Genomic DNA, 26,031 nt, shown 5'->3' with positions numbered 1-26,031 from the left:
GCCGGACGTCGGAGGGCGTGTGTCCCCCCCTCCCGCCGCCGACCTGACGGCTTCCGGGCGACAGGATTGTGCAAGTGCAATAGCTACCCCGGAACGCGACCAGTGTTCTGGTATGGCATACCAATTCGAGTGTCCGCTGGGGTCCTGTCAGTTCATGCTCCGATCGAGTAGCAGCGACGAGGCGAGACGACTGGTGCGCGCTCACGCCCGAGTGAGCCACGGCGGGCGGATCGATCCGGCCGACATCGACCGCGGGATGGAGCGAATCGAGATCGCGTGAGTTGCAGTTGGTGCAACCGACCCCGACTGTATGTCGCGTCCAAACGTACGCAGGCAGGGGCGGCCGTGTGCCGGCCGAAACCCGTAACGCTACGAACAACTAAGTAGCTTCGACAGCGTGGTGAAAGTAATGGCAGACGACCCCAGCGAGGGGATGTTGTCGTGGGACGAATCCGTGTTCAAAAACGAGCACGTCTTCGAGATCGACTACGTTCCCGAGACGTTCAAACACCGCGAGGAACAGACCCGGAGTCTGACGTACGCGCTCCGGCCGGCGGTGCGCGGGTCGCGGCCGCTGAACGTGATGGTGCGGGGACCGCCCGGGACGGGAAAGACGACGTCGATCCAGAAGCTCTACGACGAGGTCGGGGCCCAGACGAGCGACGTCCGGACGATCCGGGTCAACTGTCAGGTCAACTCGACCCGGTACTCGGTGTTTTCTCGGCTGTTCGAGGGGACCTTCGACTACGAACCGCCGTCGTCGGGTATCTCGTTCAAGAAACTGTTCGGCCAGATCGCCGAGAAACTCGTCGAGGAAGATCGCGTCCTCGTCGTTGCACTCGACGACGTGAACTACCTGTTTTACGAGAACGAGGCCTCCGATACGCTGTACTCGCTGTTGCGAGCCCACGAGGAGTACCCCGGCGCGAAGATCGGCGTCGTCGTCGTCTCCTCAGATCCTGCCCTCGACGTGATCGAGGAACTGGACTCTCGCGTCCAGAGCGTCTTCCGGCCGGAAGACGTCTACTTCCCGGTCTACGACCAGCCCGAGATCGTCGAGATCCTCGACGAACGGGTCAAACGCGGCTTCCACGACGGCGTCATCGCTCGATCGACGCTCGAACGGGTCGCCGAGTTGACCGCCGAGAGCGGCGACCTCCGCGTTGGGATCGACCTCCTGCGACGGGCCGGACTCAACGCCGAAATGCGTGCGAGTCGGACCGTCGAGATGCAGGATGTCGAAGACGCCTACGAGAAGTCCAAGTATATCTCCCTCTCCCGTAGCCTCTCGAACCTGACCGACACCGAGCGGGCCTTACTCGAGGTCATCGCCCACAACGACGGCGATCAAGCTGGCGACGTCTACGAAGCGTTCCACGATCGGACCGATCTCGGTTACACCCGCTACTCCGAAATCGTCAACAAACTCGACCAGCTGGGGCTGATCGACGCCGATTACGCCGACGTCGACGGCCGCGGTCGCTCGCGATCGCTGTCACTGGCCTACGAGACTGACGCGGTGCTCGATCGCCTCGAGTAACCGTCCAGTCGGCCTGCAGAACAGCCCTGGGTCTACGCCTGCTCGATCGTCTTCCGATAGGCCTCGACGGATTCGATCGCGCTCTCGACCTTCGATTCGGTGTTCCCGTCGGCGTTCTTTTTGACCTGTCGGAGCGTGTTGAGCCGTTCGTCGAGGAGCGCGTGGTCCGGTTCGGTGTCGCTCATCACGTAGTCGGCAAAAGCGTCGGTCGTCTCGCGGATGTCCTCGCGGACGTCGTCGTCCGCCGACTTTGCCGCTTCTTCGAGGTCGTCGCGTGCCTGCTGGAGGCGGTCGGTCATGCGCTCGGCTACCTCGGCCCGTCGGATAACGGTTTTCCGGGCACGCGCCACGTGTGCGATCGGTTGGCGATCCCCCCGCGTTCGATCGACGGCAGTATCCTCCTTCTACACGGCGCTAGGATCGAGCTACAGGGCGCGTTTCCTCGCGGTTTGCTCGTCGTCAGCGAACGAGAGACGACCCGCTCGCCGTCAGCGGACGACGCGGCATCGGCACGCGCTGGCCGTCAGGATGCGGGAGGGTACTGCCGACACGCGCCCCGACCACCCGCATTTCCGTACGAGCGGCCTTCCGGGAGCAGGTTCGCCGTACACTCGAATCGCCCGAGAGAAACGCTGGAATGAGGTCTGAGACGGTCTGGCGGCTATTTATTCGTCTGGTCCTCCCTCTCGATCGCATCATGCCAGTATCACGACGAACTGCGCTGAAAGCGATGGGTGTCGCTGGTGGACTGACCGCCGCGAGCGGAACCGTCCTCGCCGTTGGCGAACACGAACACGACGAACGCGCGAAAAAAGACGACAAGAAGCCGGCGAAAGACGACAAAGACGACGGGAAACCCCTCGACGTCCACGGCGCGGCCGTTCGGGTGGCTCACTTCTCGCCCGACGCTCCGAACGTGGACGTCTACGTCGAGGGCGATCGCGTGCTCGCGGACGTCGCTTACGGTGACGTCTCGCCGTATCTCGAGATCGAACCGGGCACGTACACGGTCACGATCACGGCGGCCGGCGATCCGGAGACGGTCGCGTTCTCCGGCGACGTCGAGGTCGGCCCGGCGTTCTACACGGTCGCGGCGATCGGCGAACTCGGCGCGGGAACCTTCCGCCCCGAAATCCTCGTCGATGCTGGCTCCGCACTCGTTCGACTCCTCCACGCCTCACCGGATGCGCCCGCCGTGGACGTTCTCGCGGACGGCGAACCGCTGTTCGAGAACGTCGAATTCGGCGGCTCGACGGACTACGTTCCGGTCCCCGCCGGCAGCTACACGCTCTCGGTCACCCCCGCCGGCGATCCGGAGACGACCGTCGCCTCCTTCGACGTCGACCTCGAACTGGGGATGGCGTACACGGCGAACGCGATCGGCTATCTCGAACCGCCCCAGGGCGTCGAGGGTCGGGACTTCACGGTCCAGATCTCCGTCGACGGCCCGATGAGCGACGAGGAGTAACGCGGTACGGCGGGACCCCCACCGCTCGATCGACGGCCGTCTCCTGGTGTGCGATCGAGCCGGCCAGCGGTCCGTCTCGCTTCGGCAGCGAACGGATTTGTCCGATCTAGTAACGGATCCGACCGGTCTAGTTGAATGAATCGCGTGCCGCATGCGTGCGGGTAAAGTGCCTCGACCACCTGAACCCGATAATGAGCGACACGCGAGGCCCCTTGCAGCCCGATCGGCCGGACGTCGATCGTCCCTTCGAGGTCGACGCGCCCTTCGAACCCGCTGGCGATCAGCCCGAGGCGATCGAGCAACTCGCCGACGGATTCCTGTCGGGGATGGACGAACAGACGCTGCTCGGCGTGACGGGATCGGGCAAGACGAACACCGTCTCGTGGGTGATGGAGGAGATCCAGAAACCGACGCTGGTGATCGCTCACAACAAGACGCTCGCGGCGCAACTCTACGAGGAGTTCCGGAACCTCTTTCCCGAAAACGCCGTCGAGTACTTCGTCTCCTACTACGACTACTACCAGCCCGAGGCCTACGTCGAGCAAAGCGATACCTACATCGACAAGGACGCCTCGATCAACGACGAGATCGATCGACTGCGCCACTCCGCGACTCGGTCGCTGCTGACCCGCGAGGACGTGATCGTCGTCGCCTCGGTGTCGGCGATCTACGGCCTCGGCGATCCGCGCAACTACATCGACATGTCGTTGCGACTCGAGGTCGGCGAGGAGATCGGCCGCGACGACCTGCTCGCCCAGCTCGTAGACTTAAACTACGAACGAAACGACGTCGACTTCACGCAGGGCACGTTCCGAGTGCGGGGCGACACGATCGAAATCTACCCGATGTACGGCCGGTACGCCGTCCGCGTGGAGCTGTGGGGCGACGAAATCGATCGCATGGTCAAAGTCGATCCGCTCGAGGGAAAGACTCAAGGCGAGCAACAGGCCGTGTTGGTCCACCCCGCAGAGCACTACTCCATTCCGGAGCAAACGCTCGAGAACGCGATGGACGAGATTCGCGACGATCTCGACTCCCGGATCAGCTACTTCGAGCGCAAAGGGGACCTGATCGCGGCCCAGCGCATCGAGGAGCGAACGACGTTCGACCTCGAAATGATGCAGGAGACAGGCTACTGTTCGGGAATCGAGAACTACTCGCTCTATCTCTCCGATCGCGACTCCGGCGAGGCACCCTATACGCTGCTCGATTACTTCCCCGACGACTTTCTGACCGTCGTCGACGAATCCCACGTGACCCTGCCCCAGGTTCGCGGGCAGTTCGCCGGCGACAAGTCACGCAAGGATTCGCTGGTCGATAACGGATTTCGACTGCCGACGGCCTACGACAACCGGCCGCTGACGTTCGAGGAGTTCCAGGAAAAGACGAACCAGACGCTATACGTATCCGCGACGCCGGCGGACTACGAAGAAGAGCACAGCGAACAGATCGTCGAGCAGATCGTTCGACCGACGCACCTCGTCGATCCGAAAGTCGAGGTCTCGCCCGCCAGCGGGCAGGTCGACGACCTCATGGATCGAATCGACGGGCGGATCGATCGCGACGAGCGCACCCTCGTGACGACGCTCACCAAGCGGATGGCCGAAGACCTCACCGAGTTTCTCGAGGAAGCGGGCGTCGACGTCGCGTACATGCACGACGAGACCGACACGTTAGAGCGCCACGAGATCATCCGCTCGCTCAGACTCGGCGAGATCGACGTGCTCGTCGGGATCAACCTCCTGCGGGAGGGACTGGACATCCCCGAAGTGAGTCTCGTCGCGATTCTCGACGCCGACCAGGAGGGGTTCCTCCGCAGCGAGACGACGCTCGTCCAGACCATGGGCCGGGCGGCGCGAAACGTCAACGGCGAGGTCATCCTCTACGCCGACGAGCCGTCGAACGCGATGGAGTCCGCGATCGAGGAGACCCAGCGTCGCCGGGAGATCCAGCAGGCGTACAACGAGGAACACGGGTTCGAGCCGACGACGATCGAGAAAGACGTTGGCGAGACGAATCTTCCCGGCTCGAAGACCGACACGAGCGAGGTTTCAGGTCGGGAACTCGCGGACGAAGACGAAGCCGCTCGCTACGTTGCCGACCTCGAAGACCGGATGGAGGAGGCCGCGAGCAACCTCGAGTTCGAGCTCGCAGCCGACATTCGCGATCGAATCCGAGAGCTTCGCGAGGAGTTCGATCTGGACGGCGGCGAGGAGGAGGGAATCGCGCCGCCGACCGAGGAGTTCTAGACGACTCACGATCGCGCTCGTGGTCGATCGCGAGATCTAACGTCCCACCAGCGGGATCTGGCGTCTCGCGAGGGCGATTTGGCGTCTCACCAGCGAGAATCGCGGGCGATGGGGAGTCCGCAAGAAAAGCCAAAGTTGTATATCCGGCAACTGACTGCGTCTAACAAAGCATGACTGACGTGGGCGTCATTGGATGTGGAAACATGGGAGGGGCCTTGCTCAAGGGCCTCTCGAAGACAGAGCGATACACGCTGACGGCCTGCGATCTGGACCCGAACGCACGCGAGGCCGTGGCGGCGTACTGTGCGGAGACGACGGACGATCCCGACGCGGTGGCGACGGCGGACATCGTCGTCATCGCGGTGAAACCGGACCTCGTCGACGCCGTGCTCGCGGACCTCGACCTCGATCCGGCACAGACGCTGGTCTCGATCGCGGCGGGCGTCTCGACGGATGTCCTCGAAGCGCAGACGGATGCGACGGTCGTTCGCATCATGCCGAACCTGGCCGCGGAGACGGGGAACATGGCGGCGGCCGCCACCGGGGAGACGATTCCCGACGCGGTCAGACGGATGCTGGACGACGTCGGGGAGTACGTCGTGGTCGAGGAAGCACAGATGGACATCGCGACTGCGGTCAACGGCAGTGGACCGGCGTTTGTCTTCTACCTGCTGGGCGCGATGCAAGAGGCCGGCGTCGAGGGCGGTTTGAGCGAGGACGACGCCAAAACGCTCGCCGCACAGACGTTCAAAGGGGCCGCCGAGACGGTGTTGCGATCGGATCGGTCGATCGACGACCTGATCGACGCGGTCTGTTCGCCCAACGGAACGACGATCGAGGGCATGGAGGTGCTGTGGGACAGCACCGCAGCCGAGGCGGTCACCGACGCGGTCGGTGCGGCCGAGCGTCGGTCCCGGGAGCTGGCGGGGGACGGGGACGATGAGTAACACACTGGAGTTCGAGGACACACAGCGGGCGAGACGGCTCGCGGCCGACGCCGAGCGGGTGATCGTCAAGGCGGGGACGAACTCGCTCACCGACGATTCGTCGAACCTCGATAACGACAAACTGAACAAACTCGTCGACGACATCACCGACCTCCACGAGCGGGGCAAGGACGTGGTGCTCGTCTCCTCGGGCGCGGTCGGCGCCGGCAAGGGCCGGGCCGGCTTCACCGGCGAGACCGTCGAGCAGTCTCAGGCGCTGTCGACCGTCGGACAGAGTCACTTGATGCGGCGGTACACGGAGAGCTTCGAGCGCTACGACCGGAAGATCGCCCAGCTGTTGCTCACCCAGCACGACCTCGAGAACCCCGAGCGGTTTACGAACTTCCGGAACACGATCGAAACGCTGCTCGAGTGGGATATCGTCCCGATCATCAACGAGAACGACGCCGTCGCGACGACAGAGATTCGAATCGGTGACAACGACATGCTTTCGGCGTCGGTCGCGATCGGCGTCGACGCGGACCTGCTGGTCACGCTGACCGACGTCGGCGGCGTCTACACCGGCAATCCCAAAGAGGACGAGACGGCGGAGCTGATCGACGCCGTCGGGGAAAACTACGACGAGATACAGTCGATCGTCGAGGAGAGTTCGACCAGCCAGTTCGGCGGCATCCAGACGAAAGTCCAGGGTGCCCGCGAGGTCAGCGAACACGGCATCCCGGCGATCATCGCCAGATCGACCGAGGCGGACGTGCTGGAGAAAATCGCTGCTGCCAAGCAGGTCGGGACGTTATTCGTCCCCATAAACGGTGTCACCGATGACTGAGAAGACAGCCGAAACCAAAGAGAAGGCGGCCGAAACCAAGGTACAGGAGGCACAGCGTGCGGCGCTCGACCTCGCACAGCTTTCGGACGAGGAGCGACGGGCGGGCCTGCGATCGATCGCCGCCGCGATCGACGACCGCCACGAGGAGATCCTGGCGGCGAACGAGAAAGACGTCGCACACGGTCAGGAACTGCTCGAGGCTGGCGAGTACAGCCAGGCGCTCGTCGACCGCCTGAAGCTCTCCGAGTCGAAACTCGAGAGCATCGCGGAGATGGTCAGAAGCGTCGCCGGCCAGGAGGACCCGCTCGAGAAAACCCTGGCCGCACGCAGGCTGGACGAGGGGCTCGAACTGTACAAGGTCGCGGTCCCGATCGGCGTCGTCGGCACGGTCTTCGAGTCCCGACCCGACGCGCTAGTCCAGATCGCGGCGCTGAGCCTGAAGTCGGGCAACGCCGTCATCTTGAAAGGCGGGAGCGAGGCCAGTCACTCGAATCGCATCCTCTACGAGACGATCGTCGAGGCGACCGAGGGGCTGCCGACGGGCTGGGCCCAGCAGATCGAGGCGCACGCGGAGGTCGACACGATGCTCGAGATGGACGAGGAAATCGACCTGCTGATGCCCCGTGGCAGCTCCGAGTTCGTCAGCTACATCCAGAACAACACCCAGATCCCCGTCCTCGGCCACACTGAGGGGATCTGTCACGTCTACGTCGACGAAGCCGCGGATCTGGAGATGGCCCGGGAGATCGCCTTCGACGCGAAGGTCCAGTACCCCGCCGTCTGTAACGCCGTCGAGACGCTGCTGGTCCACGAGGACGTCGCCGAGGCGTTCCTGCCAGAGATGGTCGATCGCTACGCCGATGCGGGCGTCGAACTCCGCGGCGACGCGGCAGTGTGCGACATCGTCGACGTCGATCCCGTGACCGACGACGACTGGGAAACGGAGTACGGCGACCTCGAACTGTCGATCAAGATCGTGGACTCGCTCGCGGCGGCGACCGACCACATCACCACCTACGGCTCGAAGCACACGGAGTCGATCGTCACCGACGACGCCGATCGGGCCGGCCGGTTCATGCGGAGTCTCGACTCGGCCAGCGTCTTCCACAACGCCTCGACGCGGTTTGCCGACGGCTACCGCTTCGGTCTCGGCGCGGAGGTCGGCATCAGCACGGGGAAGATCCACGCCCGCGGCCCGGTCGGTCTCGAGGGGCTGACGACCTACAAGTACCACCTCGAAGGCGACGGCCACCTCGTCGCGACCTACGCCGGAGAGGACGCCAGACCGTACCTCCACGAGGACCTCGACGCGGACTGGACGCCCGATAAACGCGCCGATCGGTGATTCCAGGCCGCACGGACGCTCGTTTTGAATCCCGTTCCGTCACGGACGCTATCGCATCGGCGGTCAGTGGCTCCGATCGTGCTCGTCGCGATCGTCACGCAGGTGCTCGATCGCGTGGAGTTCGAGGACGGGAATGACTTTCGAGACGAGGAGGAAGAACAGCGTCACCATCCCGACCGTTCCGATGATCGACATGAGTTCGATCCAGCTCGGCCAGTACGTTCCGGGGGTCGCCTCGTAGATGTCGAACGTGGGGTGGTAAAAGCCCTCGACGACGAAGAGAATCTTCTCGGAGAGCGTCGCGGTGAGCACGGCGACGCCGGCGACGACCGCCCGTTTCTTGGTAAACAGGCTCGGTCGGATCGTCTGGGCGAAGATGTACGCGAGGACGACGAAGACCGTGATCATCGAGAACTGGTAGAGGGGGTGTTCGACTCGCGCTTGTGCCGCGTGGCTGACGTCGACAGGGGCCTTGAACAGGCCGGTGACGTTCTGCTGGAGTTGCAACCAGAGAAAGAGCAGACAGAAGAACCCGAGCCACAGGAGGAGTCCCCGGAACACGTCCTCGGTGATGATGTGGTCCCAGTCGTAGGCCCACCGGAAGCCGTACGAGAGGAGGATCACGCCGCTGATCGCGGAGGTCAGCGCGATCGTCAGGAACTGCGGTCCCTGAACGCCGCCGTACCAGACCGGGTACGTCGGGAGGACCGCGAACAGCCACGGAATCACACCGCCGTGGAGCAAGAGCGGGGCCATGATGATGATCGCCAGCGCGAGCCACCAGACCATCCGCTGAACGATCCGGTCTTCGCGCTCCGTGTAGCCGAGGGTCAACCCCCTGTAGATCGGCTCGAATCGATCAGGAAGTTCGTCACGCAACCGGGTGACGTCGTAGCGCACCGTCAGTCCGAGATAGGTCGCCGTCAGGACGAAGTAGGCCGTGATGACGGTCACGTCCCACACCAGCGGCGAGGCGTGGACCGTGATGTGGTAGTGTCCCGCCACGCTGGTGACCATCCGATCGGGCCGGCCCAGGTGTATGAGGATGAAAAACCCCGCCGCCGACAGCCCGGCGATCGTGAGCAGTTCCGCGAGGCGGGCGACCGGCATATATCGGTCCATTCCGAGGAGTCTGACGGCCGCAGAGAGGATGATGCCGCCGTGGGCGATGCCGACCCACCAGATGAACGCCCCGATGTACAGCCCCCAGGTCACGCCGCCGCCGCTTCCCCAGTCGGAAAGTCCGGTGACGACCAGCCCTTCCGCGAGCTGATACATCCAGCCGAGCAAGAAGAGTCCGAAGGCGAGGCCGGCGACGGCGACCAGTGCGTAGTATTTTGCGGACGTCTGTCTGATCGGACGGAGCACGTCCGCTTCGTTCGGGGTTTTCGTTGCCATTATGCGAGTCCTTCACTAGCGTATGTGGAGAACGCACTTGCTTTCGTCCGGTGAAAGTGCAAGCCGCTTCTTGTACCCGAGGCAACGGCGGGGGTTCGGCGGTCCGAGTGTTCGACCGATAGCGCGTTCGATCGCCCGGACGCCGCGATCGCTCACAGTTCGAGCGTATAGACGACTTCGCGGCGCTTTTCGCCGCCGATCTCGACGTCTCCCTCGCCGGTTCGCTCGAAGCCTCGCTCCTCGTAGAACCGCTGGCCGCCCTCGTTGGACGCGAGATCGATCGCTCGCATCCGCTCCATGTTGAAATCTTCGAGATCTTCACGGAGCCGATCGGACAGCGCGGTTCCGACGCCTTCGTGCTGGTGGTCGGGATGGACCGACAGCCGAAGGATGTCGCCCTCGTCGTCCTGTACGACGCCGTGGGCGAAGCCGACGATCGCTCCTCCTGACCGGAGCACGTCTGACCGCTCTCCGATTTCGGCTCCCCGCTTTCGGCGACGAGAAACGCGGTTCCCGGCTTCGAGAGCGCCATTTCGAGGGCGTCGTCGCCGTACCACTCGTCGATCGTCTCGTCGATCGTCTCCGCGTCGAGTTCGTCGTACGTGTCGTGCCAGGTCGCCCGCGCGACTGCCCTGATCTCCTCGCGATCGTCCGTCGTGGCTGGTCGAACGTCCATGACGAGTACTATGCGATCGATTGACAAAGTGGTTCCACCGCACTGGGTAGGTGTCGTCGGGCGACGACGCGGTCGCTACTTCCGAGCGGTGACCGAAACGTCGCCGCTGGACCGATTCATTCGCGGACGCTGAATCCGCGATTGCGGAGCAGGTCGGGGACGCGACCGCGGTGGTCGCCCTGGAGTTCGATCCGCCCTTCGTCGACCGTGCCGCCGGTCCCCATCGCGGATTTCAGTTCGGATGCAATCGCCTTCACGTCGGGTTTCGGAAGATCGAACCCCTCGACGATCGTGACCGGCTTGCCGTACCGGCGCGTTTCCATCCGAACCGAAAGCACTTGCTGGGCGTGTTCGAGGTCGTCGTGACCGTCGAGTTCGTCGAGCAGCTCGTCGAGCGAGTCGTCGTTTGACACGTCTTCCCAGAGGTGGCCGAGGGATAAAACCGTACTCGCTTGTCGGATATCGTGACCGTTGCGGTCGGTGCCCTGATCGGCCTGGAATCGATCGATTCGGCGGTGCTGTCGGGACCTGCCACCGTCGAACTCGACTACCGAGCCCGCTACAGCCGCTCTTTGACCGTTCGGGCCGTCTGCTCCCCGATGCCGGCGACGCTTTGGAGATCGTCGATCGAGGCCTCGCGGACGTTCTCGACGCTCCCAAAGCGGCCGAGCAGCCGCTTTCGCGTCTCTGGACCGACCCCCGGCACGTCGTCTAACACCGTCTTCACTTCGTCTCGGACCGTCTGGTGGTACTGGACCGCAAAGCGGTGGGATTCGTCACGGATGCGCTGGAGCAGGTGCAGGTGGGGGGCGTCGCTGGGCCAGGTAAACTCTCGTTGCGGCGTGATTACGCGCTCTTCGGCCTTCGCGAGCGCGATCGTCGGTACCTCCCAGCCCACCGCAGACAGGGCGTCTCGGGCCGCCGTCAACTGTCCCTCGCCGCCGTCGATCACCAGCAGATCGGGGTCGGGCCGATCGTCGCGGCCCTCGACGGCGCGGCTCGCGCGCCATTCGAGCAAGGCACGCATGTTGTCGTAATCGTCGTTCTGGTCGGTCAGCTTCTTTCGCCGGTAGTCGGCCGTCTCGGCGTTGCCCTCGACGAACGTCACGTTGCTGCCGACCGCCGACTTTCCCTGGGCGTGGCTCACGTCGAACCCCTCGATCCGGCGGGCCGCGTCGATTCCGAGCGCGTCCGCGAGCATCCCGCACTCGTCTCGCCCGCCGACGTTCCGCCGGGTGTTCTTGAGCGCGAGTTCGACCAGTTTAGCCTCCCGTCCCGCTCCCGGCACCCGGACGCTGACGCCCTCGGCAGCGAGCCACGCCGCGACCTCGTCGTCCCCGTGACCTTCGGGCAACAACAGCGCGTCGGGCAACTCCCGTTCGGCGTAGTACTGGACGAGAAACGCCGCGAGCACCGCGGGGACACCCCCGCCGCTGCCGGGGTCGTCGGTTTCGACTCCGGTCGTCGTCTCGATCGCAGCCGTCGTTTCGATGCCACCACCCGGCGTATCCATCGTGTGCCGCTCGCGATCGATCAGCTTCCCGTTCTCGGCGCGCAGGCGGGCAACCGTCGCGTCCTCGCCCTCGATCGCGACCCCGAGCACGTCGACGGTTCGCTCGTCACCGACCGACTGGACCGCTTCGCCGCCCGTGCCGTGGAACGCCTCGACGGTCTCGAGCCGATCGCGGCGGTTCGCCGCTCGCTCGAAGTTCCGATTCTCGGCGGCGGCTTCCATCTCCCGGCCCAGCGGATCCGCGAGAATCCCCGTCTCGCCTTCGAGGAAGCGCTCGACCGCCGTCACGTCCTCGGCGTAGCTCTCGAGGTCGATCTCGCGGGTACACGGCGCGGTACACAGCCCCATCTCGTAGTCGAGGCAGGGTCGATCGCGCCCGGCGTACTTGTGGTCCGAACAGCCCCGAATGCCGTAGGTCTCTCTCACGGCCTTCACGACGGTTTCGACCTGTCCTTTGTTCGTAAACGGGCCGAAAACGGTGGCCGACTCGTCGGGGTCGCGGGTGATCTCGATCCGCGGTGCCTCGTGGCTCGTCAACTGCACCATCGGATACGACTTGTCGTCTTTGAGTCGGACGTTGTAGCGGGGCTGGTGGCGCTTGATGAGGTTCGCCTCCAGCAACAGCGCCTGCGTCTCGGTGTCCGTCACCGCGATCTCGATCGCGTCGGCCCGATCGACCATCCGGCGAATGCGCGCGCTCCGCGGGTCGGCGTAGGAGCCGACGCGGCTGCGAAGATCGACCGCTTTCCCGACGTACAGGGTTGTCCCCTCGCTCTGGAACTGGTAGACGCCGGGCTCGCGCGGCAGCGATCGCGCCCGATCGCGAACCTCGTCCCCCTTCATCGACGGCCCTTGGTCGTGAACGGGTTTCAGCCTACCGTCACCGATCGGCGTCGTCGGCGGTCTCGATCGCACCCGTCTCGGCGCTGGCGTCGGGTCTCGATTCCGGAGCGATCGCATTCTGCAGGGCCGGAACGGCCCCGGATTCGATTTCGGCGGCGGTGACGGGAAGTTCGAGCGACGACTCCCCGGCGACGCGAACGACGATTCGGGGCGATCGCGAGCGAGCGTAGCGAAGGCCGAAAAACAGGGCGACGCCGAGGACGACGAATCCGCCGGCGAAGAGTCCGAGTTCGAACCAGACGAGGAGCGTCTCGACGGCCTCAAGCGTGCCGTCGACGGCATCCGTACCGGGGGTAGTCCCCGTCCCGGCGTTGATGTCGTCGAGGGCCCCGTTCGGGTCGACGAACACGGCGGCGACGAGCAGTCCGAGACCGACGATTCCGGCGGCGAGAGTCCGAAACTGGGACCGCTGGCTCCCGCTGAGTTCGAGCACCACGCTGCGAACGTTCGGTCGATCGATCGCCCGAAAGTTTGCCCGGTCTCGTCCCGGGGTGAACGCGAGGACGCGGTGATTCGTGACGACGACGGTCGTCGACGCGAGTTCGACCCGATCGCGCTCGCACTCGCCGTCGAGAAGCAGTTCGTCGACGTGGTCCGTCCAGTCCATCGGGTCTACCTCTTACGGCCGTCCGCAAGTACGCCGGGGTGCTCTCGCAGCGCGGGAAACACCGCGGGATGCAGCGATCGACTCGGGATGCAGCGATCGACTTCGACACGACGCGGTACATTCTCGGTCCTCGATTTCCAACGGGGGCGTATGAGTGAGTCGACGGTACGGTGCTGGCTCGTCGAGCGGGAGTTCGGCGACCGGGATTTCGTGACGATCGTCTACGCGACCCCCGACGGGTCGCGGTATCAGCAACGCCAGCGGTCCTCGACGGCGCTCCGGACGGGACCGGCGGTCACCGCCGCGACCGAGATTCCCGAAGACGACCTCGAACCCGTCCCGGACGAAGAGACCCGCGATCGGTACGCCGCCGAAGTCGATCGAACGGCCGCACGTTACTACCCCGACGATCCGATCTGAGGCCGGGACCGCACCCATTTCGGCGGTCTGATTCGAGAACTGAACACTATTTTCTTCGAGAGAACGGGGTATATCATTGCGGCCAAGTGACAAACCTTATCGGAATCCGGCGTGACCACACAGCCAGCAATGCCCGCAATCACAGTCGACAACCTGACCAAGTCCTACGGTCAGACCCTCGCGCTCGACGACCTCTCCTTCGAGGTCAGGGAGGGCGAGGTGTTCGGCTTCCTCGGTCCCAACGGAGCTGGAAAGTCGACGACCATCAACGTCCTGCTGGATTTCGCCCGTCCAACAGCCGGGCAGGTACAGGTCCTCGGACTCGACGCGCAGGCACACAGCCGCGAGATCCGCTCGCGGACCGGCGTCCTCCCCGAAGGCGTCGAAACGTACGATCGGCTCACCGCTCGCCAGCACCTCGAGTTCGCGATCGACTCGAAAGGAACCGACGACGACCCCGAAGCCCTCCTCGAACGGGTCGATCTGGTCGACGCAATCGACAGGAAAGCCGGCGGCTACTCGAAGGGGATGTCCCAGCGACTCATGCTGGCGATGGCACTGGTCGGCCAACCCGACCTGCTCATCCTCGACGAGCCCTCGACCGGACTCGACCCCAACGGCGCACGCGAGATGCGCGAGATCGTCCGCGAGGAGAGCGATCGCGGCGCGACGGTCTTCTTTTCGAGTCACATCATGGAGCAGGTCGAGGCCGTCTGTGACCGCGTCGGTATCCTCCGAGACGGCGAGATGGTCGCCATCGACTCCGTCGAGGGACTTCGCGACTCCGTCACCGGCGGGACCGCGTTGCGCGTCACCGTCGATCGGATCGACGACGACGCCCTCCAGGCGATTCGATCGCTGCCCGACGTAAGCGACGCCGTCGTCGAGGGTGAATCGCCGCCGACGATCGTCGTTCAGGTCGAGGGCTCGAAGACGGCCGTCCTCTCGGCGCTCGAAGACCGCGGAATCGAGGTGCAGGACTTCGAGACGACGGAGGCCTCCCTCGAGGATGTCTTCCAGTCGTACACGACGGGGGTGCAAGCATGAGTACTGAGACCGCAACCGGTTCCGGATCGACGACGAAGCCGTCGAGTTCGATCAACCTCGAGAGCGTCCGCGCAGTCGCGAAAAAGGACTTCCAGGACTCGGTTCGATCGTGGCTGTTCTGGGGCCTGAGCGTTTTCTTCTTTACGCTGCTGGTCACCGTTACGGGAGCGATCTCTTACTTCGGCGAGGACATCGCTGCACAGGGCCAGACCACGGAAGCGCTCGTCCTGTTTGTCAGCGAGATCACGCGGCTGGTCATCCCGCTGATCGCGCTCGTCCTCGGCTGGAAAGCGATCGCCGGCGAGCGCGAAAGCGGCAGCATCAAGATCCTGCTGTCGCTCCCTCACTCCCGGAAGGACGTCCTCCTCGGGAAACTGCTCGGCCGATCGGCCGTGCTGTCGCTCTCGCTTTCGATCGGATTCGTGCTCGCGGCGGTCGTCGTCGCGGCCTTGCTCGGTAGCTTCGACATCGTCGACTACGTCGGCTTGCTCGCGATGTCGATCATCTACGGGATCGCCTACACGAGCATCGCCGTCTCGCTCTCGTCGCTGACCCGCTCGACGACGATCGCTGGTGCGGCGATGTTCGGCGTCTTCGTCCTCTTTTATATCATCTGGAACGCGATCAGCACCGTCTTCCAGTTGCTGATGAATCGCGGCACGATCTCCGGTGAAACCTACAGCTTCGAGATCAACGGCCAGACGGTTCAGAGCGAGCGACTGCCCGACTGGGCGCTCTTTATCGATACGATCGATCCCGGTAACGCCTACGCGAACGGCCTCTCGATCGTGACGAGTGCCGCCGAGTCCGAACTCGGCGTCGCGATCCAGGACGCCATGTTCGAAGGGGACGTTCCGTTCTTCCTCGAAGGCTGGTTCGGGTTCCTGATCCTCCTGTTCTGGATCGTCATGCCGCTCGCGATCGCGCTCTACCGGTTCGATCGCGTCGATCTCTAGGCCGCGATCGCCGTTGGCGATCCTGATGGCTGTCGATTTCTGTTACGTTTGGCGGGACGCTTAGGTAGCGGTCGCTGGTACTGGTGGTGTGACCGACTGCATCTTTTACGGCGGCAAAGGCGGCGTCGGCAAGACAACCTGTGCGGCGGCGACCGCTGTTCGACTCGCCCGCGACGGTCGGAAGACGCTGGTCGTCTCGACCGACCCCGCGCACTCGCTAGCTGATTCGTTCGGAGCCGCGATCGGTCCCGAGCCGACGCGACTCGACGACGTGGTGGACGGCGCTCGAACGGCCCGAGACGTCGCCGGGGTGGACGAGCCGGAAACGGGCGAGTCGCCGGCGGGAACTGGCGCGGCGGGCGAACTGTGGGCGGTCGAGATTGATCCCGACGTGCGAAAGGAGCGCTACGAGAAACTGGCGCAGGCGCTCGCCGCAGATCTCCGTAGCGCCGGCATCACCCTCAGCGACGCGGAGGTCGAACGGATCTTCGCCGCCGGGGCACCCGCCGGGAGCGACGAACTCGCCGCGCTCGACCTGCTCGTCGAGTACGTCGACGAGGGCGACTGGGACGTGGTCGTCTTCGACACCGCGCCGACGGGCCACACGCTCCGGCTGTTCGACATGCCCGAGGTGATGGGACTCGCCCTCGAGACGACCCGATCGCTGGCCGGCCAGGCGCGACGCATCGGCACCGCGGCCCGCAGCGCCGTCTTCGGGCCGATGTCGATGATGACCGGACGCGATCGCAGTGCGGACGACCTCGAGACGTTCCAGGCCAGACTCGAACGCGCTCGCGAACTCATCGTCGATCCCGATCGAACCGCCTTTCGGGTCGTCACCCACCCCGAGGGGATGGCCATCGCTGAGTCGGAGCGACTGGTCGATCGCCTGCGCGAGGCCGGCGTGTCGATCGATCGACTCGTCGTCAACCGGGTCTTCGAAGACCCAGAGGAAGGGTGTTCGCGCTGTCAGTCCCGTTTCGAGCGCCACGAACGCCGGGTCGCGGAGATCCGAGAGACGTTCCCCGACTTCGAGATCGTGACGTTGCCGGAACTCGAGGGCGAGGTGCAGGGCAGCGAGGCAGTCGCCGCGGTCGCGGATCAGGTGCCGGCGTAGTCACCACTCGGGAGGAGCAGGTGCCATAGAGGGGCGGCTTCGGACGATTTCGGAGACGCCCTCGCCACTGTCACTCGATCGAGAACGTATCACTGTAACGACTGTCTGTTTATCTAGACGTACCACGAAGCTTATACCGATTTCCTCGCTCTATCCCACCGTAGCTGGCACGCTACGCGATCGACGTGAAATCCATCGAGACGTACCTGGGACGGTTGTATCGACTTCGAGAACCCGCCGTATACGAGTGTGCAAACTGTGGGTGTACGGCCGACACGAACGACACCGGTTGTCCGGAGTGCTGGTGCGATCGACTGGTTCGAGTGAAATAGCTCGCGGTCAATTCCGTCGGGTTCTGCGGGCTCGCGTATCGATTCAGAGAGCCATCTGTCGATGTCGATCCCGTGCTCTCATTCGAGGTCGATTCCGTACTCCGCGAGCAGGTCCCGGAACTCGCTCTCGTCGACGATCGGCACGTCGCTATCGGCAGCGTCGTCGCGTTTGGTCTGGCCGGGATTGTCACCGACGACGAGGTAGTCCGTGTTCCCGGAGACGCTTCCCGTCGCGTTCGCGCCGTGGGCTTCGACGATCGCCTGGGCCTCGCTTCGGGTGACGCCCTCGAGCGAGCCGGTGAACACGAACGTCAGGCCATCGAGTTCGTCGCCGCCGGTTTCGATGTCCGCCTCCTGGGGCGAAACGTGATCGAGGATCGCCCTGACCGCGTCGGCGTTTGCCTCGCTCCGAAAGAACTCGTGAATCGTCTCGGCAACGGTTTCGCCGACGTCGTCGACGCCCTCGAGTCGCTCGGGTTCGTTCGCTGCGACCTCGCGAAACGCCTCGAACGTGCCGAACTCGCGGGCGAGTTCGCGGGCTGTGGCGGGTCCGACGTGGGGAATCCCCAGCGCGGAGAGGAAGTCCGAAAGCGGGGGGCTGCGACTCTCTTCCATCTCCGACAGCAGGTTCTCGGCGCTCGTCTTGCCCCACCCGTCGAGTTCGGTTAGCGACTCGCGATCGAGTTCGTAGAGGTCCGCGATCGAGCTGACGAGTCCCGCGTCGACCAGCTGGCTGACGCTCTTTTCGCCCAGCCCCTCCAGATCGAGGCCGTCGTCGCTCGCGTAGTACTCGATCGACCTCCGGAGCTGGGCGTCACAGGCCAACCCGCCCGTACAGAACGCCATCGGGCCGTCGCGTTCGATCGGGCTGTCACAGACGGGGCAGGTATCGGGGAGTTCGTAATGGCCCTCGCTCCCCTTTTCGACGACCTCCTCGACGTAGGGGATCACGTCGCCCGCGCGCTGGACGCGGACGGTGTCGCCGACGTTGACGTTCTTTACGGCGATCTCCTCGGGGTTGTGCAGGCTCGCCCGCGAGACCGTCACGCCGCCGACGTCGACCGGGTCGAGCAGGGCGACGGGCGTCACCCGGCCCGTGCGCCCGATCTGGACCGCCACGTCTGCGATCGTCGTCACCTCCGCGCGGGCGGGGAATTTGTAGGCGAACGCCCACCGATCGTGGCGGGCGGTTCGACCCAGGTGCTCGCGGGCCTCGCGGTCGTCGACCTTGATCACGACGCCGTCGATTTCGTAGGGAAGGTCGTCTCGCTCCTCGAGCAGACGGTCGCGGTAGTCGATTGCGCCGTCGATATCGCCAACCGTCTCGACGCGATCGTTTACCCGCAGGCCGTACGTGGGGAAGGATGCCAGTTCCTCGCGGTGGCTGTCCTCGAGGTCGCTGGCGTCGAGCACGTCGAAAAAGAAGACATCGAGGGGGCGCTCGGCCACGATCTGTGGATCGAGTTGGCGGATCGTCCCCGCAGTCGCGTTACGCGGGTTTGCAAACGGCTCCTCGCCGCGTTCGATGCGCTTGCGGTTGTGCGCCTGGAAGGCGTCTTTTGGCATGTAGGCCTCACCGCGGACGGCGAGGAAGTCGGGATAGTCGCCGTGGAGACGCTGGGGAACGGAGCCGATCGTCCGGGCGTTTCGCGTTACGTCGTCGCCCTCGCGGCCGTCGCCGCGCGTGACCGCCCGCTCGAGGCTGCCGTCTTCGTAGACGAACTCGATCGAGACGCCGTCGAATTTGGGTTCGCAGACGTATTCCACGTCCTCGTCGTGACCGCCGGTCCGCAACTCCCGACGTACGCGATCGTCGAACTCCCGTACGTCCGCGGCCTCGCCGCTCTGGTCGATCGAGAGCAGCGGGGCGACGTGCTCGACGGTCTCGAACTCCTCGATCGGTTCGCCGCCGACGCTCCGCGTGGGGCTGTCGGGGTGGCTCAGGTCGAAGGCGTCTTCGAGTTTTTGCAAGCGATCGAACAGTGCGTCGTAAGTCCGGTCGGCGATGATGGGGTCGTTCTCGACGTAGTAGCGTCGATCGTGTTCGTAGATTGCCTCGCGGAGGAACGCGACCTGTCGCTCGGCCTCGGATTCGGAAAGCGTCTCCACGGGATCGAAGTCGGTCTGTGGCTCGCGGAGATACGGATTCTCGTCGTCCGCGTTCTCGTCGGCGAGAGACATTGCTCATCCGAGTGTATCCCGTCGGTTCGGTTAACCGTACTGATCGAAATGGGTGCTGATGGCCGATCACACGAGTGACGTCCCATCTCCCGATGGGGACGAGATCAGCCCGGTCGCGGGTATCGTGGGTCGAATCGACGCTCAGAAGGATTCGTCCGGTTCTTCGCTTTGCTCGCCGGGTGCCGGCGGCGTTCGATCGCTGTATCCTTTTCGTCCGATCGCGCCTTCGGAGACGTTGCCGAAGATGGCCGAACGAGCATCGTCTGCCGAAGTGAACCGCTCGTCGCGAGCCGTCTGGAGCACCTCTTCGAGCGTCTGTTCGCCGTTCTGGAATTCGAGAACTGCGCCCCCGTAGGCGTCGACCAGTTCCGAACACGTCGCCGGATACTCGTGTTGGTCGAGTTGGTCGGCGAGGGAACCGAATTCGATTCCGAGGGCTCTGTCGTGGCTGCTGTTAGACGGGTCAGTCATTGCGACACATCCTACACTATCGATCGTCATAAACGGCGTTCGTGATTGTCCGACCTATCAGCGTCGGCGGGAATCACCGTTGAGTACCTGGAGCGTCCCCACTACTTCCAGGGGTTTTCGACCAGTTCGGTCTGCACCCGTGAGCCGACGGCGACCCGGCAGTTCGTCCGCGGCGAGGCGATACACAGGAGCACGTAGCCGTCCTCCCGGTGGCGTGGCTTCAGCGCCCTGGGTGCGCGGTGATAGGCGAACGCATCAGCGATGTCGATTTCGTCGTCGTCACCTGCCGCGCGGTGTTCGTCACTGTCGTTACCATCGACGTCGAGTACGCGCCCGACACAGGTGCCACAGGCACCGGTTCGACAGCCGAAGGGGAGCGCGACGCCGGCTCGCTCGGCCCCTTCGAGCACTGTTTCACCCTCCTCGATGGTGACGGTCCGGGTCGGGCCGCCCACTCGATCGAGAGTCACCTCGTAGCTGGGCATTTCGCGACTCACTGCCAGACGTCGCTGGTGCAGTCGCCGTCGGGCCACCGGATCTCGTGAGCGCGGGCCGGTCCTTCAGGCAACTCTCCCCAGTCGACGAGAAAGTCCTCGTCGAGTTCCATGGTTCCCTTCCGCGGGTCGACGTCGGCTTTCAGCATGACCGACCCGCGCTCGCCCTCCTCGGGGTAGAACTGGTCGTCCCACGAGGAAAACAGGGAGGTGGTCCAGTAGAGACGCTCCCCGTCGAGGGAAAGCTGGAGCATCTGCGGGCCGGCAGAAATGTCGCGCCCCTGGACTTCCTGAATCTCGCCAAAGTGGCCGCCAACGGATACCGAGTCGGCTCGCCGGGGGTTCGCGGGGTCCGAGATGTCGTACATCCAGAGTTCGCCGTGGAGCCAGTTCGAGCCGTACAGGTACCGATCGTCCATCGAGATGAGGATATCCGTCGGTAGCGCGGGCACTGGCATGTCCCAGTCGGGATGCTCGCGGGCTTCGAAGTCGATCACTTTCTCGGCGCGATACGGTTCGCTCTGGTCGCTGTCGCCTCCTTCGGCTCCGTCTTCACGCCAGAAGTGGAAGACGTTCGAGGAGAGCGCCGCCCCCACGAACCCGTGGGTCGATTCGGGCGTGTGGAGGAACCGAACTTCGAGGGGGATCAGCCCCTCCTCGCCAAGATCGATCGTCTGCTCGACGGTCCGATCCTCCCAGTTCCAGACGTGGAGTCGCTGGCCGTAGTTGCCCGCCTCGACGTCGTCGAGGTCGAATCCGGGGTAGTACGTCTTCGGTGCAGCCCACTCGCTCGAGACCATGACGTTCTGGCGCGGCTGGTACCAGTAGTCGTAGTTCATCTCGATCTCGCCCGGCGGTTCCCACCGGCCCTCGATCTCGAAGGCGTCGTTGATCTCGAGGAACCCGCCGGGTAACTCGCCGTCAGCATCCCCGAGCATACTGATCAGGATCTGGCCGTCGGGCACGCAGTGGACCGTATGCGGTGCCGAGAGGTCGTACTCGAAGACATCCTCGGGTTCGATTACCTCGACCAGTTCCGGGTTTCGCCGGTCTTTCGCGTCGATGACGTGAATTCGCGACGATCGCTGCCCCGGGACGATCAGGTGTCGCCGCTCGAGTCCCTCCACGTGACACGACGACGAGCAGGCGTTCCACCCGAAATGGTGGAGTTCGTCGCCGCGCTCGGGCATCTCGACGCGATCGACGATCTCGCAGTACGTCTCGGAGTCGGGATCGAGATCGACGACGGCGACGAAATCCGACGCGTCGACGTCGGTGCCGGTGTAGAGGCTCATGACGTAGGCGAGTTCTTCCCGGTCGCCCTCCTCGATCGCGGCCTGTGGCGTCGCGTAGCCGGGACCGTCGTGGTCGTAGTGATCATGGTCGCCGTGGTGATCGTGGTCGTGTGCCGGTCCCGTTTCTGGGCCGCCACTGTCAGCGTCACTCATGGGCCGGCCTACCACGATCGGGTACATAATACCGCACGGGGATGCGGGACGAGTCGACGGGGATGCCGGGCGAGTCGATGATGGCTGGACGGATCGTCGTTTCGCAACCGACGTCGGCGGCGACGGCGTACAGATTACGCCCAGGGACTGTCCCCGACTTCGGCGCGAATCATCGGCCCGACGGCGACCCGGCAGTCCGCCCGCGCCATAGCGACACACAGCAGGACGTACCCGTCCTCCCGCTCGCTCGGCGTAAGCGCTTCGGGCTGGCGTCGGTAGTCGAACGCGAGCGCGGCGTCGATCGACTCGTCGATCCCGTCCGTCCCGTTCACCTCGCCGGTCCCGTCCCTTTCGTCCGTCCCTTCGCGCTCGTCGATCGCGGAGCCGTCGTCGACGGATCGAAGCCGCCCAACGCAGGTTATACAGGTTCCCTTTCGACAGTCCGATGGGAGCCGTATCCCCTCTCGTAGCGCCGCGTCGAGTACCGTCTCCCGGGAGCCAACCGTCACCGTTTCGCGGCGACCGTTCGGCCACTCGAGCGTCACGTCGTGGTCCGTCATTTGAAGACCCCTTTCGAGTGGTGCGTGCTCGCTCTTCTCGTCGTCATACCGTCCCTATGATGGATGGCGAGAAAAGGCTGCCCGTGGCACTCGTCGGGGCTGTGCGAGCGGTTGGCCGACCGTTCGGCAGCCGTCGGGACTGCGCGAGCGACACTCGCGTGTGAACGATACCCAGTACTTTACCCGCCAGAGTTCCTACGACAGAACAGATGGGACAGGGAACGGAGTACGGACTGGTCGACGAGAGCGAGGTCGAGACCCCGGGCGACGAGTGGGAAGAGATCGACGTTTCGGAGACTGAAGCCGATCGCATCGCCCGCAAGCGCGATCGAAAGTTCGAGCAGTTCGAGGAGCGAATCAAGGACGCCGACCAGTTCAAAGTCGAGCAGTCGGTGTTCGACGACGCGACACTGGCGGCGCTGTACAAACTCGTCCAGGACGGCTACGTCGAGGCCTTCGGCGGCCCGCTCTCGACGGGCAAAGAGGCGAACGTCTACCACGCACAGGGTGACGGCCGCGAGGTCGCGGTGAAGGTCTACCGGATCAACGCCTCGAACTTTCGGCAGATGCGTGACTATCTCGAGGGCGACCCGCGCTTCGAGGGGTTAGGCGGCAAAAAGAAAGACGTCGTCCTCGCTTGGACCAAGAAGGAACTCGCGAACCTCGAACGCGCGCGGCAGGCCGGCGTTCGGGTGCCCGAACCGATCGCGACCGAGCGAAACGTCCTCGTCATGGAGTACATCGGCAACGAGGAGGGCCGTGCGAAACGCCTCGGTGAGGTTCACATCGAGAACCCCGAAACCGCCTACGGCGTCATGCGCGAGTACATGCGTCGGCTCTACTCAGCCGGGATTATCCACGGCGACCTGAGCGAGTACAACGTCGTCTTCCACGAAGGGCAACTCGTCATCATCGATGTCGGCCAGGCGGTTACCGTCCACCACCCAAACAGCCGAGGCTTCCTCGAACGCGACTGTCAAAACGTCGCGACGTTTTTCGGCCGGCAAGGCCTCGACACCGACGCCGACGAACTGCTGGAGTTCGTCACCGATCCGGAGCCGGACCCGTCGCGGCCGTAGGTCGCGCCGATCGACAGGCCGATTTTCTCCCAATTCCGTCGGTACTGACCGTCTCATACGGATTATTGTACCGTGTTACCGGTGATCGCACAACCGGGGCGGCGATCACCGGTACCGAATTACAACAGACCGTATCAGGACCGCGGAAGGTCGATCCGAACGCGAGCGCCGCCGAGCGTTTCGTCGGTGTCGATTCGCAGCGAGCCACGGGATTTCCGGACGATGAGATCGACCATCCAGAGGCCGATCCCCGACCCGTGTTGCAGATCGGTTTCTTCGCCGGCGTACAGCGTCTCGATCTCCTGCGGATCGATCTCCGACCCGTTGTCGGCCACGGTGAGCGAGACGCGGTCGTCCGTCACCGTCGATCGGATTTCGATTCGGACTGGACCCATCCCGTCGTGGTGGACGATCGCGTTCTGGACAAGTTCTTCGATCGCCCTGGCGAGGCTCGGGTGGCCGTTGACGGCTAGCTCCGACGGCACCTGAACGTCGATTGTAACGTCCGGGTCCCCGCTGGCGTAGGAGTCGGCGTACCGTCGAGCGACCGTTCCGACCTGTACCGGCGTGTCGGTCGTGTCGGCGTCGATGATCGCCTCGAGTTCTCGCGCCTTCTCGCTGTGTCTGAGGATGCGATCGCTGTGTTCGATGATTTCGTGTGCGTGGTCCTCGTGTCCGTCGTCCGATCGCTCCCGGATGAACGCGGCGTGTCCGCGGAGGACGGTCAGTTCGTTCCTGATGTTGTGCCGGAAGACGCGCGAGAGCACCTGTTTGAGCAAGTCGAGTTCCAGTTCTCGCTCCTTGAGTTCCGTAATGTCGCGCAATACGAGCAGTGAGCCGGTAACGGTCGACCCGTGCTCGACGGGGCGGACGTCCATCGAAAAGTGTCTGACAATACCGCCTGCCTCGACGCTCACTTCGGTTCCGGTCGATCGGTGCTGTTCGTATTCTGCGAGAATCGCCGGACGGTCCCGGCAGACGTCCGCGATGTCCTTGCCGATGCAGTCCCCACCGTCGTTGAAGAGGGTCTGTGCCGCCGGGTTCGCGTCGACGATCGTTCCCCGCGTATCGACGGAGAGTAACGGATCCGTCATCGTTTCGACGGCCTTCCGTCTGCTTACCGGGACGAGGGCAAACAGCTGGTACCTGAACAGGGCGAGCCCCCAGAGCACGGTCGTGACCAGAAACAGGATCGGTGTCAGATCGACGTAGGCGGGGATCGAATCGACGTTTCGGAACAGATGGGTGTTGAGTGCGCCGGGGAAGCCGATCGCCCACCCCCCGAGGAGGAGGAGTAGCTGCCTTCGGTGGTCTCCCACTGCGGAGCGCAAATCCTGTGCGAGTGCCCCTGCGGGAATAATCACGAGCGTCACGGCGAATCCGATGTGGACGAGATACCACGGTCCGAGGACGAACTCACTGATGCCCGACGGGTTGACCGGCGTCTCCGGGCCGAGTACGAGGTAGTGCCACGGGTTCGTCGCGGTGAGTACGACCGTGACCACGGGGACGGCCAGAAGCACAGCGAGGACCGATCGGCTCACGGCGATACGATCCCGTCGAACGTACTCCCAGACGAACAGCGGCCATCCGAAGATCACGAGGTACTGGAAAAAATGTCGAATCGTCGTATTGACGAACACCGGCAGTATCTGTGCGGGCCAGGTGAGTAGTGCGAGCTGTATCGACCAGCCGACCATTCCGATCGTACAGAGCAGGAATCCGCGGGCACCCGGCTTCTCCCGATTGCGATACGCGTACGCGGTAACACCGGCGATCGGAACAGTACAGATCAACAGGAGAAATGCCATCGACTGTTCCGCGCTACTCATTGTCTCTATTCATGTTCGCGTACATATGTATATATTGTATAGAATTATATGACTTTATGACAATACATTAAGGAGATGTGTTCGACCGTCGTAACGGGGCGCCGTCACCGACTATCCGATCTCGTGAAACCAAACGGATTCGGTTTCGGTGTCGAGAACCGCAACCGATCGATCGCGCTCGGAACTCGGCAGAACGTGGGCACCGGGGTTGATCACCGTCGTTCGACCTTCCTCGGAGTGTTCGCGTTCGTGATGGTGGCCGTAGCAGACGAAGTCGTACGTCTCGCCGGCCGCGATCGCTCGTACTTCATCGATCGACTCACCGTGGAGCGCTGCGATCGAGCAGCCGTCGAATTCGAGGCTCGCAAACCGGCCGTGGAGTTCGCTCTCGCCGCCCAGCGCGTCGAATGCTGCCTGAAGATTTCCCGCGTCGCCATCGTTGTTCCCGAGAACGCCGTGGAGTTCGAAGCCGTCGAAATACGGCACCATCAGGGGTGCGATGAAGTCGCCACAGTGAACGACGACCTCGACGCCTGTTTTCTCGAAGTGCGCCGTTGCCGCTTCGATCGCCGCGACGTTGTCGTGCGTGTCCGAAATGATCCCGATCTGCATCGGGTGTTTG

At 64.1% G+C, this 26,031-nt stretch carries 24 protein-coding genes and 1 pseudogene; 12 read left to right on the top strand and 13 right to left on the bottom strand.

The genetic code is table 11. The features are described from left to right. Nucleotides 1-112: 112 nt before the first annotated feature. Entirely contained in the window at nt 113-280 is a 168-nt protein-coding gene (locus AC6I6L_RS06430; RefSeq protein ID WP_497916910.1) for a DUF1059 domain-containing protein, read from the top strand. Between the two features lie 129 nt (nt 281-409). Next, nucleotides 410-1,540 carry an ORC1-type DNA replication protein gene (locus tag AC6I6L_RS06425; protein ID WP_497916909.1) on the top strand — a complete coding sequence of 377 codons (1,131 nt, stop codon included), beginning with the start codon at nt 410-412 and terminating at the stop codon, nt 1,538-1,540. 32 nt (nt 1,541-1,572) lie between these two features. On the opposite strand, the gene AC6I6L_RS06420 is transcribed toward AC6I6L_RS06425, so the two are convergent. Next, entirely contained in the window at nt 1,573-1,839 is a 267-nt protein-coding gene (locus AC6I6L_RS06420) for a DUF7553 family protein (RefSeq protein ID WP_497916908.1), read from the bottom strand. 398 nt (nt 1,840-2,237) lie between these two features. Between AC6I6L_RS06420 and AC6I6L_RS06415 the strand changes: the two genes are divergently transcribed. From AC6I6L_RS06415 to AC6I6L_RS06395, 5 genes are all read left to right on the top strand, one after another. Then, entirely contained in the window at nt 2,238-3,008 is a 771-nt protein-coding gene (locus AC6I6L_RS06415; RefSeq protein ID WP_497916907.1) for a DUF4397 domain-containing protein, read from the top strand. A gap of 191 nt (nt 3,009-3,199) precedes the next feature. Further along, nucleotides 3,200-5,257 (top strand): excinuclease ABC subunit UvrB, encoded by a 2,058-nt coding sequence (uvrB, locus tag AC6I6L_RS06410; RefSeq protein WP_497916906.1) that lies wholly within the window; start codon nt 3,200-3,202, stop codon nt 5,255-5,257. 170 nt (nt 5,258-5,427) lie between these two features. Further along, complete coding sequence (gene proC, locus AC6I6L_RS06405) at nt 5,428-6,204, top strand: pyrroline-5-carboxylate reductase (protein ID WP_497916905.1); 777 nt, start codon at nt 5,428-5,430, stop codon at nt 6,202-6,204. After that, nucleotides 6,197-7,030 carry a glutamate 5-kinase gene (gene proB / locus AC6I6L_RS06400; protein ID WP_497916904.1) on the top strand — a complete coding sequence of 278 codons (834 nt, stop codon included), beginning with the start codon at nt 6,197-6,199 and terminating at the stop codon, nt 7,028-7,030. The genes proC and proB overlap by 8 nt, the downstream gene beginning before the upstream one ends. Beyond that, the gene (locus tag AC6I6L_RS06395) at nt 7,023-8,375 is read left to right on the top strand and encodes a glutamate-5-semialdehyde dehydrogenase (protein WP_497916903.1); all 1,353 of its coding nucleotides are present in this window, start codon (nt 7,023-7,025) and stop codon (nt 8,373-8,375) included. Before proB ends, AC6I6L_RS06395 begins: the two co-directional genes overlap by 8 nt. Before the next feature lie 63 nt (nt 8,376-8,438). On the opposite strand, the gene nrfD is transcribed toward AC6I6L_RS06395, so the two are convergent. The 5 genes and pseudogenes from nrfD to AC6I6L_RS06370 all read right to left on the bottom strand — a co-directional run bounded on the left by nrfD (nt 8,439) and on the right by AC6I6L_RS06370 (nt 13,472). Beyond that, a complete protein-coding gene (nrfD, locus tag AC6I6L_RS06390) occupies nt 8,439-9,773 on the bottom strand; it encodes an NrfD/PsrC family molybdoenzyme membrane anchor subunit (RefSeq protein WP_497916902.1) in 1,335 nt (444 codons plus the stop codon). A gap of 152 nt (nt 9,774-9,925) precedes the next feature. Continuing rightward, a pseudogene (locus AC6I6L_RS06385) lies at nt 9,926-10,449 on the bottom strand (GNAT family N-acetyltransferase). A 116-nt stretch (nt 10,450-10,565) separates the two neighbouring features. Next, the gene (locus AC6I6L_RS06380; RefSeq protein ID WP_497916901.1) at nt 10,566-10,862 is read right to left on the bottom strand and encodes an SUI1 family translation initiation factor; all 297 of its coding nucleotides are present in this window, start codon (nt 10,860-10,862) and stop codon (nt 10,566-10,568) included. A gap of 146 nt (nt 10,863-11,008) precedes the next feature. After that, a complete protein-coding gene (locus AC6I6L_RS06375) occupies nt 11,009-12,805 on the bottom strand; it encodes an excinuclease ABC subunit C (RefSeq protein WP_497916900.1) in 1,797 nt (598 codons plus the stop codon). Nucleotides 12,806-12,842: 37 nt separating this feature from the next. Next, the gene (locus AC6I6L_RS06370) at nt 12,843-13,472 is read right to left on the bottom strand and encodes a hypothetical protein (protein ID WP_497916899.1); all 630 of its coding nucleotides are present in this window, start codon (nt 13,470-13,472) and stop codon (nt 12,843-12,845) included. A gap of 150 nt (nt 13,473-13,622) precedes the next feature. Here AC6I6L_RS06370 and AC6I6L_RS06365 point away from each other — a divergent pair, with 150 nt between their 5' ends. The 4 genes from AC6I6L_RS06365 to AC6I6L_RS06350 all read left to right on the top strand — a co-directional run bounded on the left by AC6I6L_RS06365 (nt 13,623) and on the right by AC6I6L_RS06350 (nt 17,012). Continuing rightward, nucleotides 13,623-13,892: a DUF7967 family protein gene (locus tag AC6I6L_RS06365; protein ID WP_497916898.1), complete on the top strand. Its 270-nt coding sequence runs from the start codon at nt 13,623-13,625 to the stop codon at nt 13,890-13,892. A 129-nt stretch (nt 13,893-14,021) separates the two neighbouring features. Continuing rightward, nucleotides 14,022-14,939 (top strand): ABC transporter ATP-binding protein, encoded by a 918-nt coding sequence (locus tag AC6I6L_RS06360; RefSeq protein WP_497916897.1) that lies wholly within the window; start codon nt 14,022-14,024, stop codon nt 14,937-14,939. Beyond that, on the top strand, nt 14,936-15,895 hold the full coding sequence (locus AC6I6L_RS06355; RefSeq protein WP_497916896.1) for an ABC transporter permease: 960 nt from the start codon (nt 14,936-14,938) through the stop codon (nt 15,893-15,895). Before AC6I6L_RS06360 ends, AC6I6L_RS06355 begins: the two co-directional genes overlap by 4 nt. Before the next feature lie 88 nt (nt 15,896-15,983). Next, nucleotides 15,984-17,012 carry an ArsA family ATPase gene (locus AC6I6L_RS06350; protein WP_497916895.1) on the top strand — a complete coding sequence of 343 codons (1,029 nt, stop codon included), beginning with the start codon at nt 15,984-15,986 and terminating at the stop codon, nt 17,010-17,012. 410 nt (nt 17,013-17,422) lie between these two features. On the opposite strand, the gene ligA is transcribed toward AC6I6L_RS06350, so the two are convergent. The 5 genes from ligA to AC6I6L_RS06325 form a co-directional block, all read right to left on the bottom strand. After that, entirely contained in the window at nt 17,423-19,525 is a 2,103-nt protein-coding gene (gene ligA / locus AC6I6L_RS06345; RefSeq protein WP_497916894.1) for an NAD-dependent DNA ligase LigA, read from the bottom strand. A 141-nt stretch (nt 19,526-19,666) separates the two neighbouring features. Next, nucleotides 19,667-19,996, bottom strand: coding sequence for a DUF5789 family protein (locus AC6I6L_RS06340; protein WP_497916893.1), 330 nt, complete (start codon nt 19,994-19,996; stop codon nt 19,667-19,669). A 101-nt stretch (nt 19,997-20,097) separates the two neighbouring features. Next, the gene (locus tag AC6I6L_RS06335; protein ID WP_497917101.1) at nt 20,098-20,481 is read right to left on the bottom strand and encodes a 2Fe-2S iron-sulfur cluster-binding protein; all 384 of its coding nucleotides are present in this window, start codon (nt 20,479-20,481) and stop codon (nt 20,098-20,100) included. A gap of 8 nt (nt 20,482-20,489) precedes the next feature. Continuing rightward, nucleotides 20,490-21,938, bottom strand: coding sequence for a selenium-binding protein SBP56-related protein (locus AC6I6L_RS06330; RefSeq protein ID WP_497916892.1), 1,449 nt, complete (start codon nt 21,936-21,938; stop codon nt 20,490-20,492). Between the two features lie 134 nt (nt 21,939-22,072). Beyond that, the gene (locus tag AC6I6L_RS06325; RefSeq protein ID WP_497916891.1) at nt 22,073-22,498 is read right to left on the bottom strand and encodes a 2Fe-2S iron-sulfur cluster-binding protein; all 426 of its coding nucleotides are present in this window, start codon (nt 22,496-22,498) and stop codon (nt 22,073-22,075) included. Between the two features lie 209 nt (nt 22,499-22,707). Here AC6I6L_RS06325 and rio1 point away from each other — a divergent pair, with 209 nt between their 5' ends. Beyond that, nucleotides 22,708-23,577, top strand: coding sequence for a serine/threonine-protein kinase Rio1 (gene rio1 / locus AC6I6L_RS06320; RefSeq protein ID WP_497916890.1), 870 nt, complete (start codon nt 22,708-22,710; stop codon nt 23,575-23,577). A 134-nt stretch (nt 23,578-23,711) separates the two neighbouring features. Here the strand turns inward: rio1 and AC6I6L_RS06315 are convergent, their stop codons facing one another. Continuing rightward, nucleotides 23,712-25,409 carry a sensor histidine kinase gene (locus AC6I6L_RS06315; protein WP_497916889.1) on the bottom strand — a complete coding sequence of 566 codons (1,698 nt, stop codon included), beginning with the start codon at nt 25,407-25,409 and terminating at the stop codon, nt 23,712-23,714. A 111-nt stretch (nt 25,410-25,520) separates the two neighbouring features. Next, nucleotides 25,521-26,021, bottom strand: a complete 501-nt coding sequence (locus AC6I6L_RS06310; protein ID WP_497916888.1) for a YfcE family phosphodiesterase — start codon at nt 26,019-26,021, stop codon at nt 25,521-25,523. Between the last annotated feature and the right edge of the window lie 10 nt (nt 26,022-26,031).

It is taken from the genome of Halosolutus sp. DAT137 (assembly GCF_059736405.1).
The sequence above is the reverse complement of the archived record's forward strand: the minus strand, read 5'-3'. Positions and strand labels throughout refer to the sequence as shown.

What these genes read in the sequence shown, in the direction of transcription:
- AC6I6L_RS06395 (WP_497916903.1), top strand. Translation starts at nt 7,023, where the DNA reads ATGACTGAGAAGACAGCCGAAACCAAAGAGAAGGCGGCCGAAACCAAG.
- nrfD (WP_497916902.1), bottom strand. Translation starts at nt 9,773, where the DNA reads ATGGCAACGAAAACCCCGAACGAAGCGGACGTGCTCCGTCCGATCAGA.
- ligA (WP_497916894.1), bottom strand. Translation starts at nt 19,525, where the DNA reads ATGTCTCTCGCCGACGAGAACGCGGACGACGAGAATCCGTATCTCCGC.
- AC6I6L_RS06430 (WP_497916910.1), top strand. Translation starts at nt 113, where the DNA reads ATGGCATACCAATTCGAGTGTCCGCTGGGGTCCTGTCAGTTCATGCTC.
- uvrB (WP_497916906.1), top strand. Translation starts at nt 3,200, where the DNA reads ATGAGCGACACGCGAGGCCCCTTGCAGCCCGATCGGCCGGACGTCGAT.
- rio1 (WP_497916890.1), top strand. Translation starts at nt 22,708, where the DNA reads ATGGGACAGGGAACGGAGTACGGACTGGTCGACGAGAGCGAGGTCGAG.
- AC6I6L_RS06375 (WP_497916900.1), bottom strand. Translation starts at nt 12,805, where the DNA reads ATGAAGGGGGACGAGGTTCGCGATCGGGCGCGATCGCTGCCGCGCGAG.
- AC6I6L_RS06425 (WP_497916909.1), top strand. Translation starts at nt 410, where the DNA reads ATGGCAGACGACCCCAGCGAGGGGATGTTGTCGTGGGACGAATCCGTG.
- AC6I6L_RS06365 (WP_497916898.1), top strand. Translation starts at nt 13,623, where the DNA reads ATGAGTGAGTCGACGGTACGGTGCTGGCTCGTCGAGCGGGAGTTCGGC.
- proB (WP_497916904.1), top strand. Translation starts at nt 6,197, where the DNA reads ATGAGTAACACACTGGAGTTCGAGGACACACAGCGGGCGAGACGGCTC.
- proC (WP_497916905.1), top strand. Translation starts at nt 5,428, where the DNA reads ATGACTGACGTGGGCGTCATTGGATGTGGAAACATGGGAGGGGCCTTG.
- AC6I6L_RS06370 (WP_497916899.1), bottom strand. Translation starts at nt 13,472, where the DNA reads ATGGACTGGACGGACCACGTCGACGAACTGCTTCTCGACGGCGAGTGC.
- AC6I6L_RS06325 (WP_497916891.1), bottom strand. Translation starts at nt 22,498, where the DNA reads ATGACGGACCACGACGTGACGCTCGAGTGGCCGAACGGTCGCCGCGAA.
- AC6I6L_RS06415 (WP_497916907.1), top strand. Translation starts at nt 2,238, where the DNA reads ATGCCAGTATCACGACGAACTGCGCTGAAAGCGATGGGTGTCGCTGGT.
- AC6I6L_RS06330 (WP_497916892.1), bottom strand. Translation starts at nt 21,938, where the DNA reads ATGAGTGACGCTGACAGTGGCGGCCCAGAAACGGGACCGGCACACGAC.
- AC6I6L_RS06310 (WP_497916888.1), bottom strand. Translation starts at nt 26,021, where the DNA reads ATGCAGATCGGGATCATTTCGGACACGCACGACAACGTCGCGGCGATC.
- AC6I6L_RS06335 (WP_497917101.1), bottom strand. Translation starts at nt 20,481, where the DNA reads ATGCCCAGCTACGAGGTGACTCTCGATCGAGTGGGCGGCCCGACCCGG.
- AC6I6L_RS06355 (WP_497916896.1), top strand. Translation starts at nt 14,936, where the DNA reads ATGAGTACTGAGACCGCAACCGGTTCCGGATCGACGACGAAGCCGTCG.
- AC6I6L_RS06315 (WP_497916889.1), bottom strand. Translation starts at nt 25,409, where the DNA reads ATGAGTAGCGCGGAACAGTCGATGGCATTTCTCCTGTTGATCTGTACT.
- AC6I6L_RS06360 (WP_497916897.1), top strand. Translation starts at nt 14,022, where the DNA reads ATGCCCGCAATCACAGTCGACAACCTGACCAAGTCCTACGGTCAGACC.
- AC6I6L_RS06340 (WP_497916893.1), bottom strand. Translation starts at nt 19,996, where the DNA reads ATGACTGACCCGTCTAACAGCAGCCACGACAGAGCCCTCGGAATCGAA.
- AC6I6L_RS06420 (WP_497916908.1), bottom strand. Translation starts at nt 1,839, where the DNA reads ATGACCGACCGCCTCCAGCAGGCACGCGACGACCTCGAAGAAGCGGCA.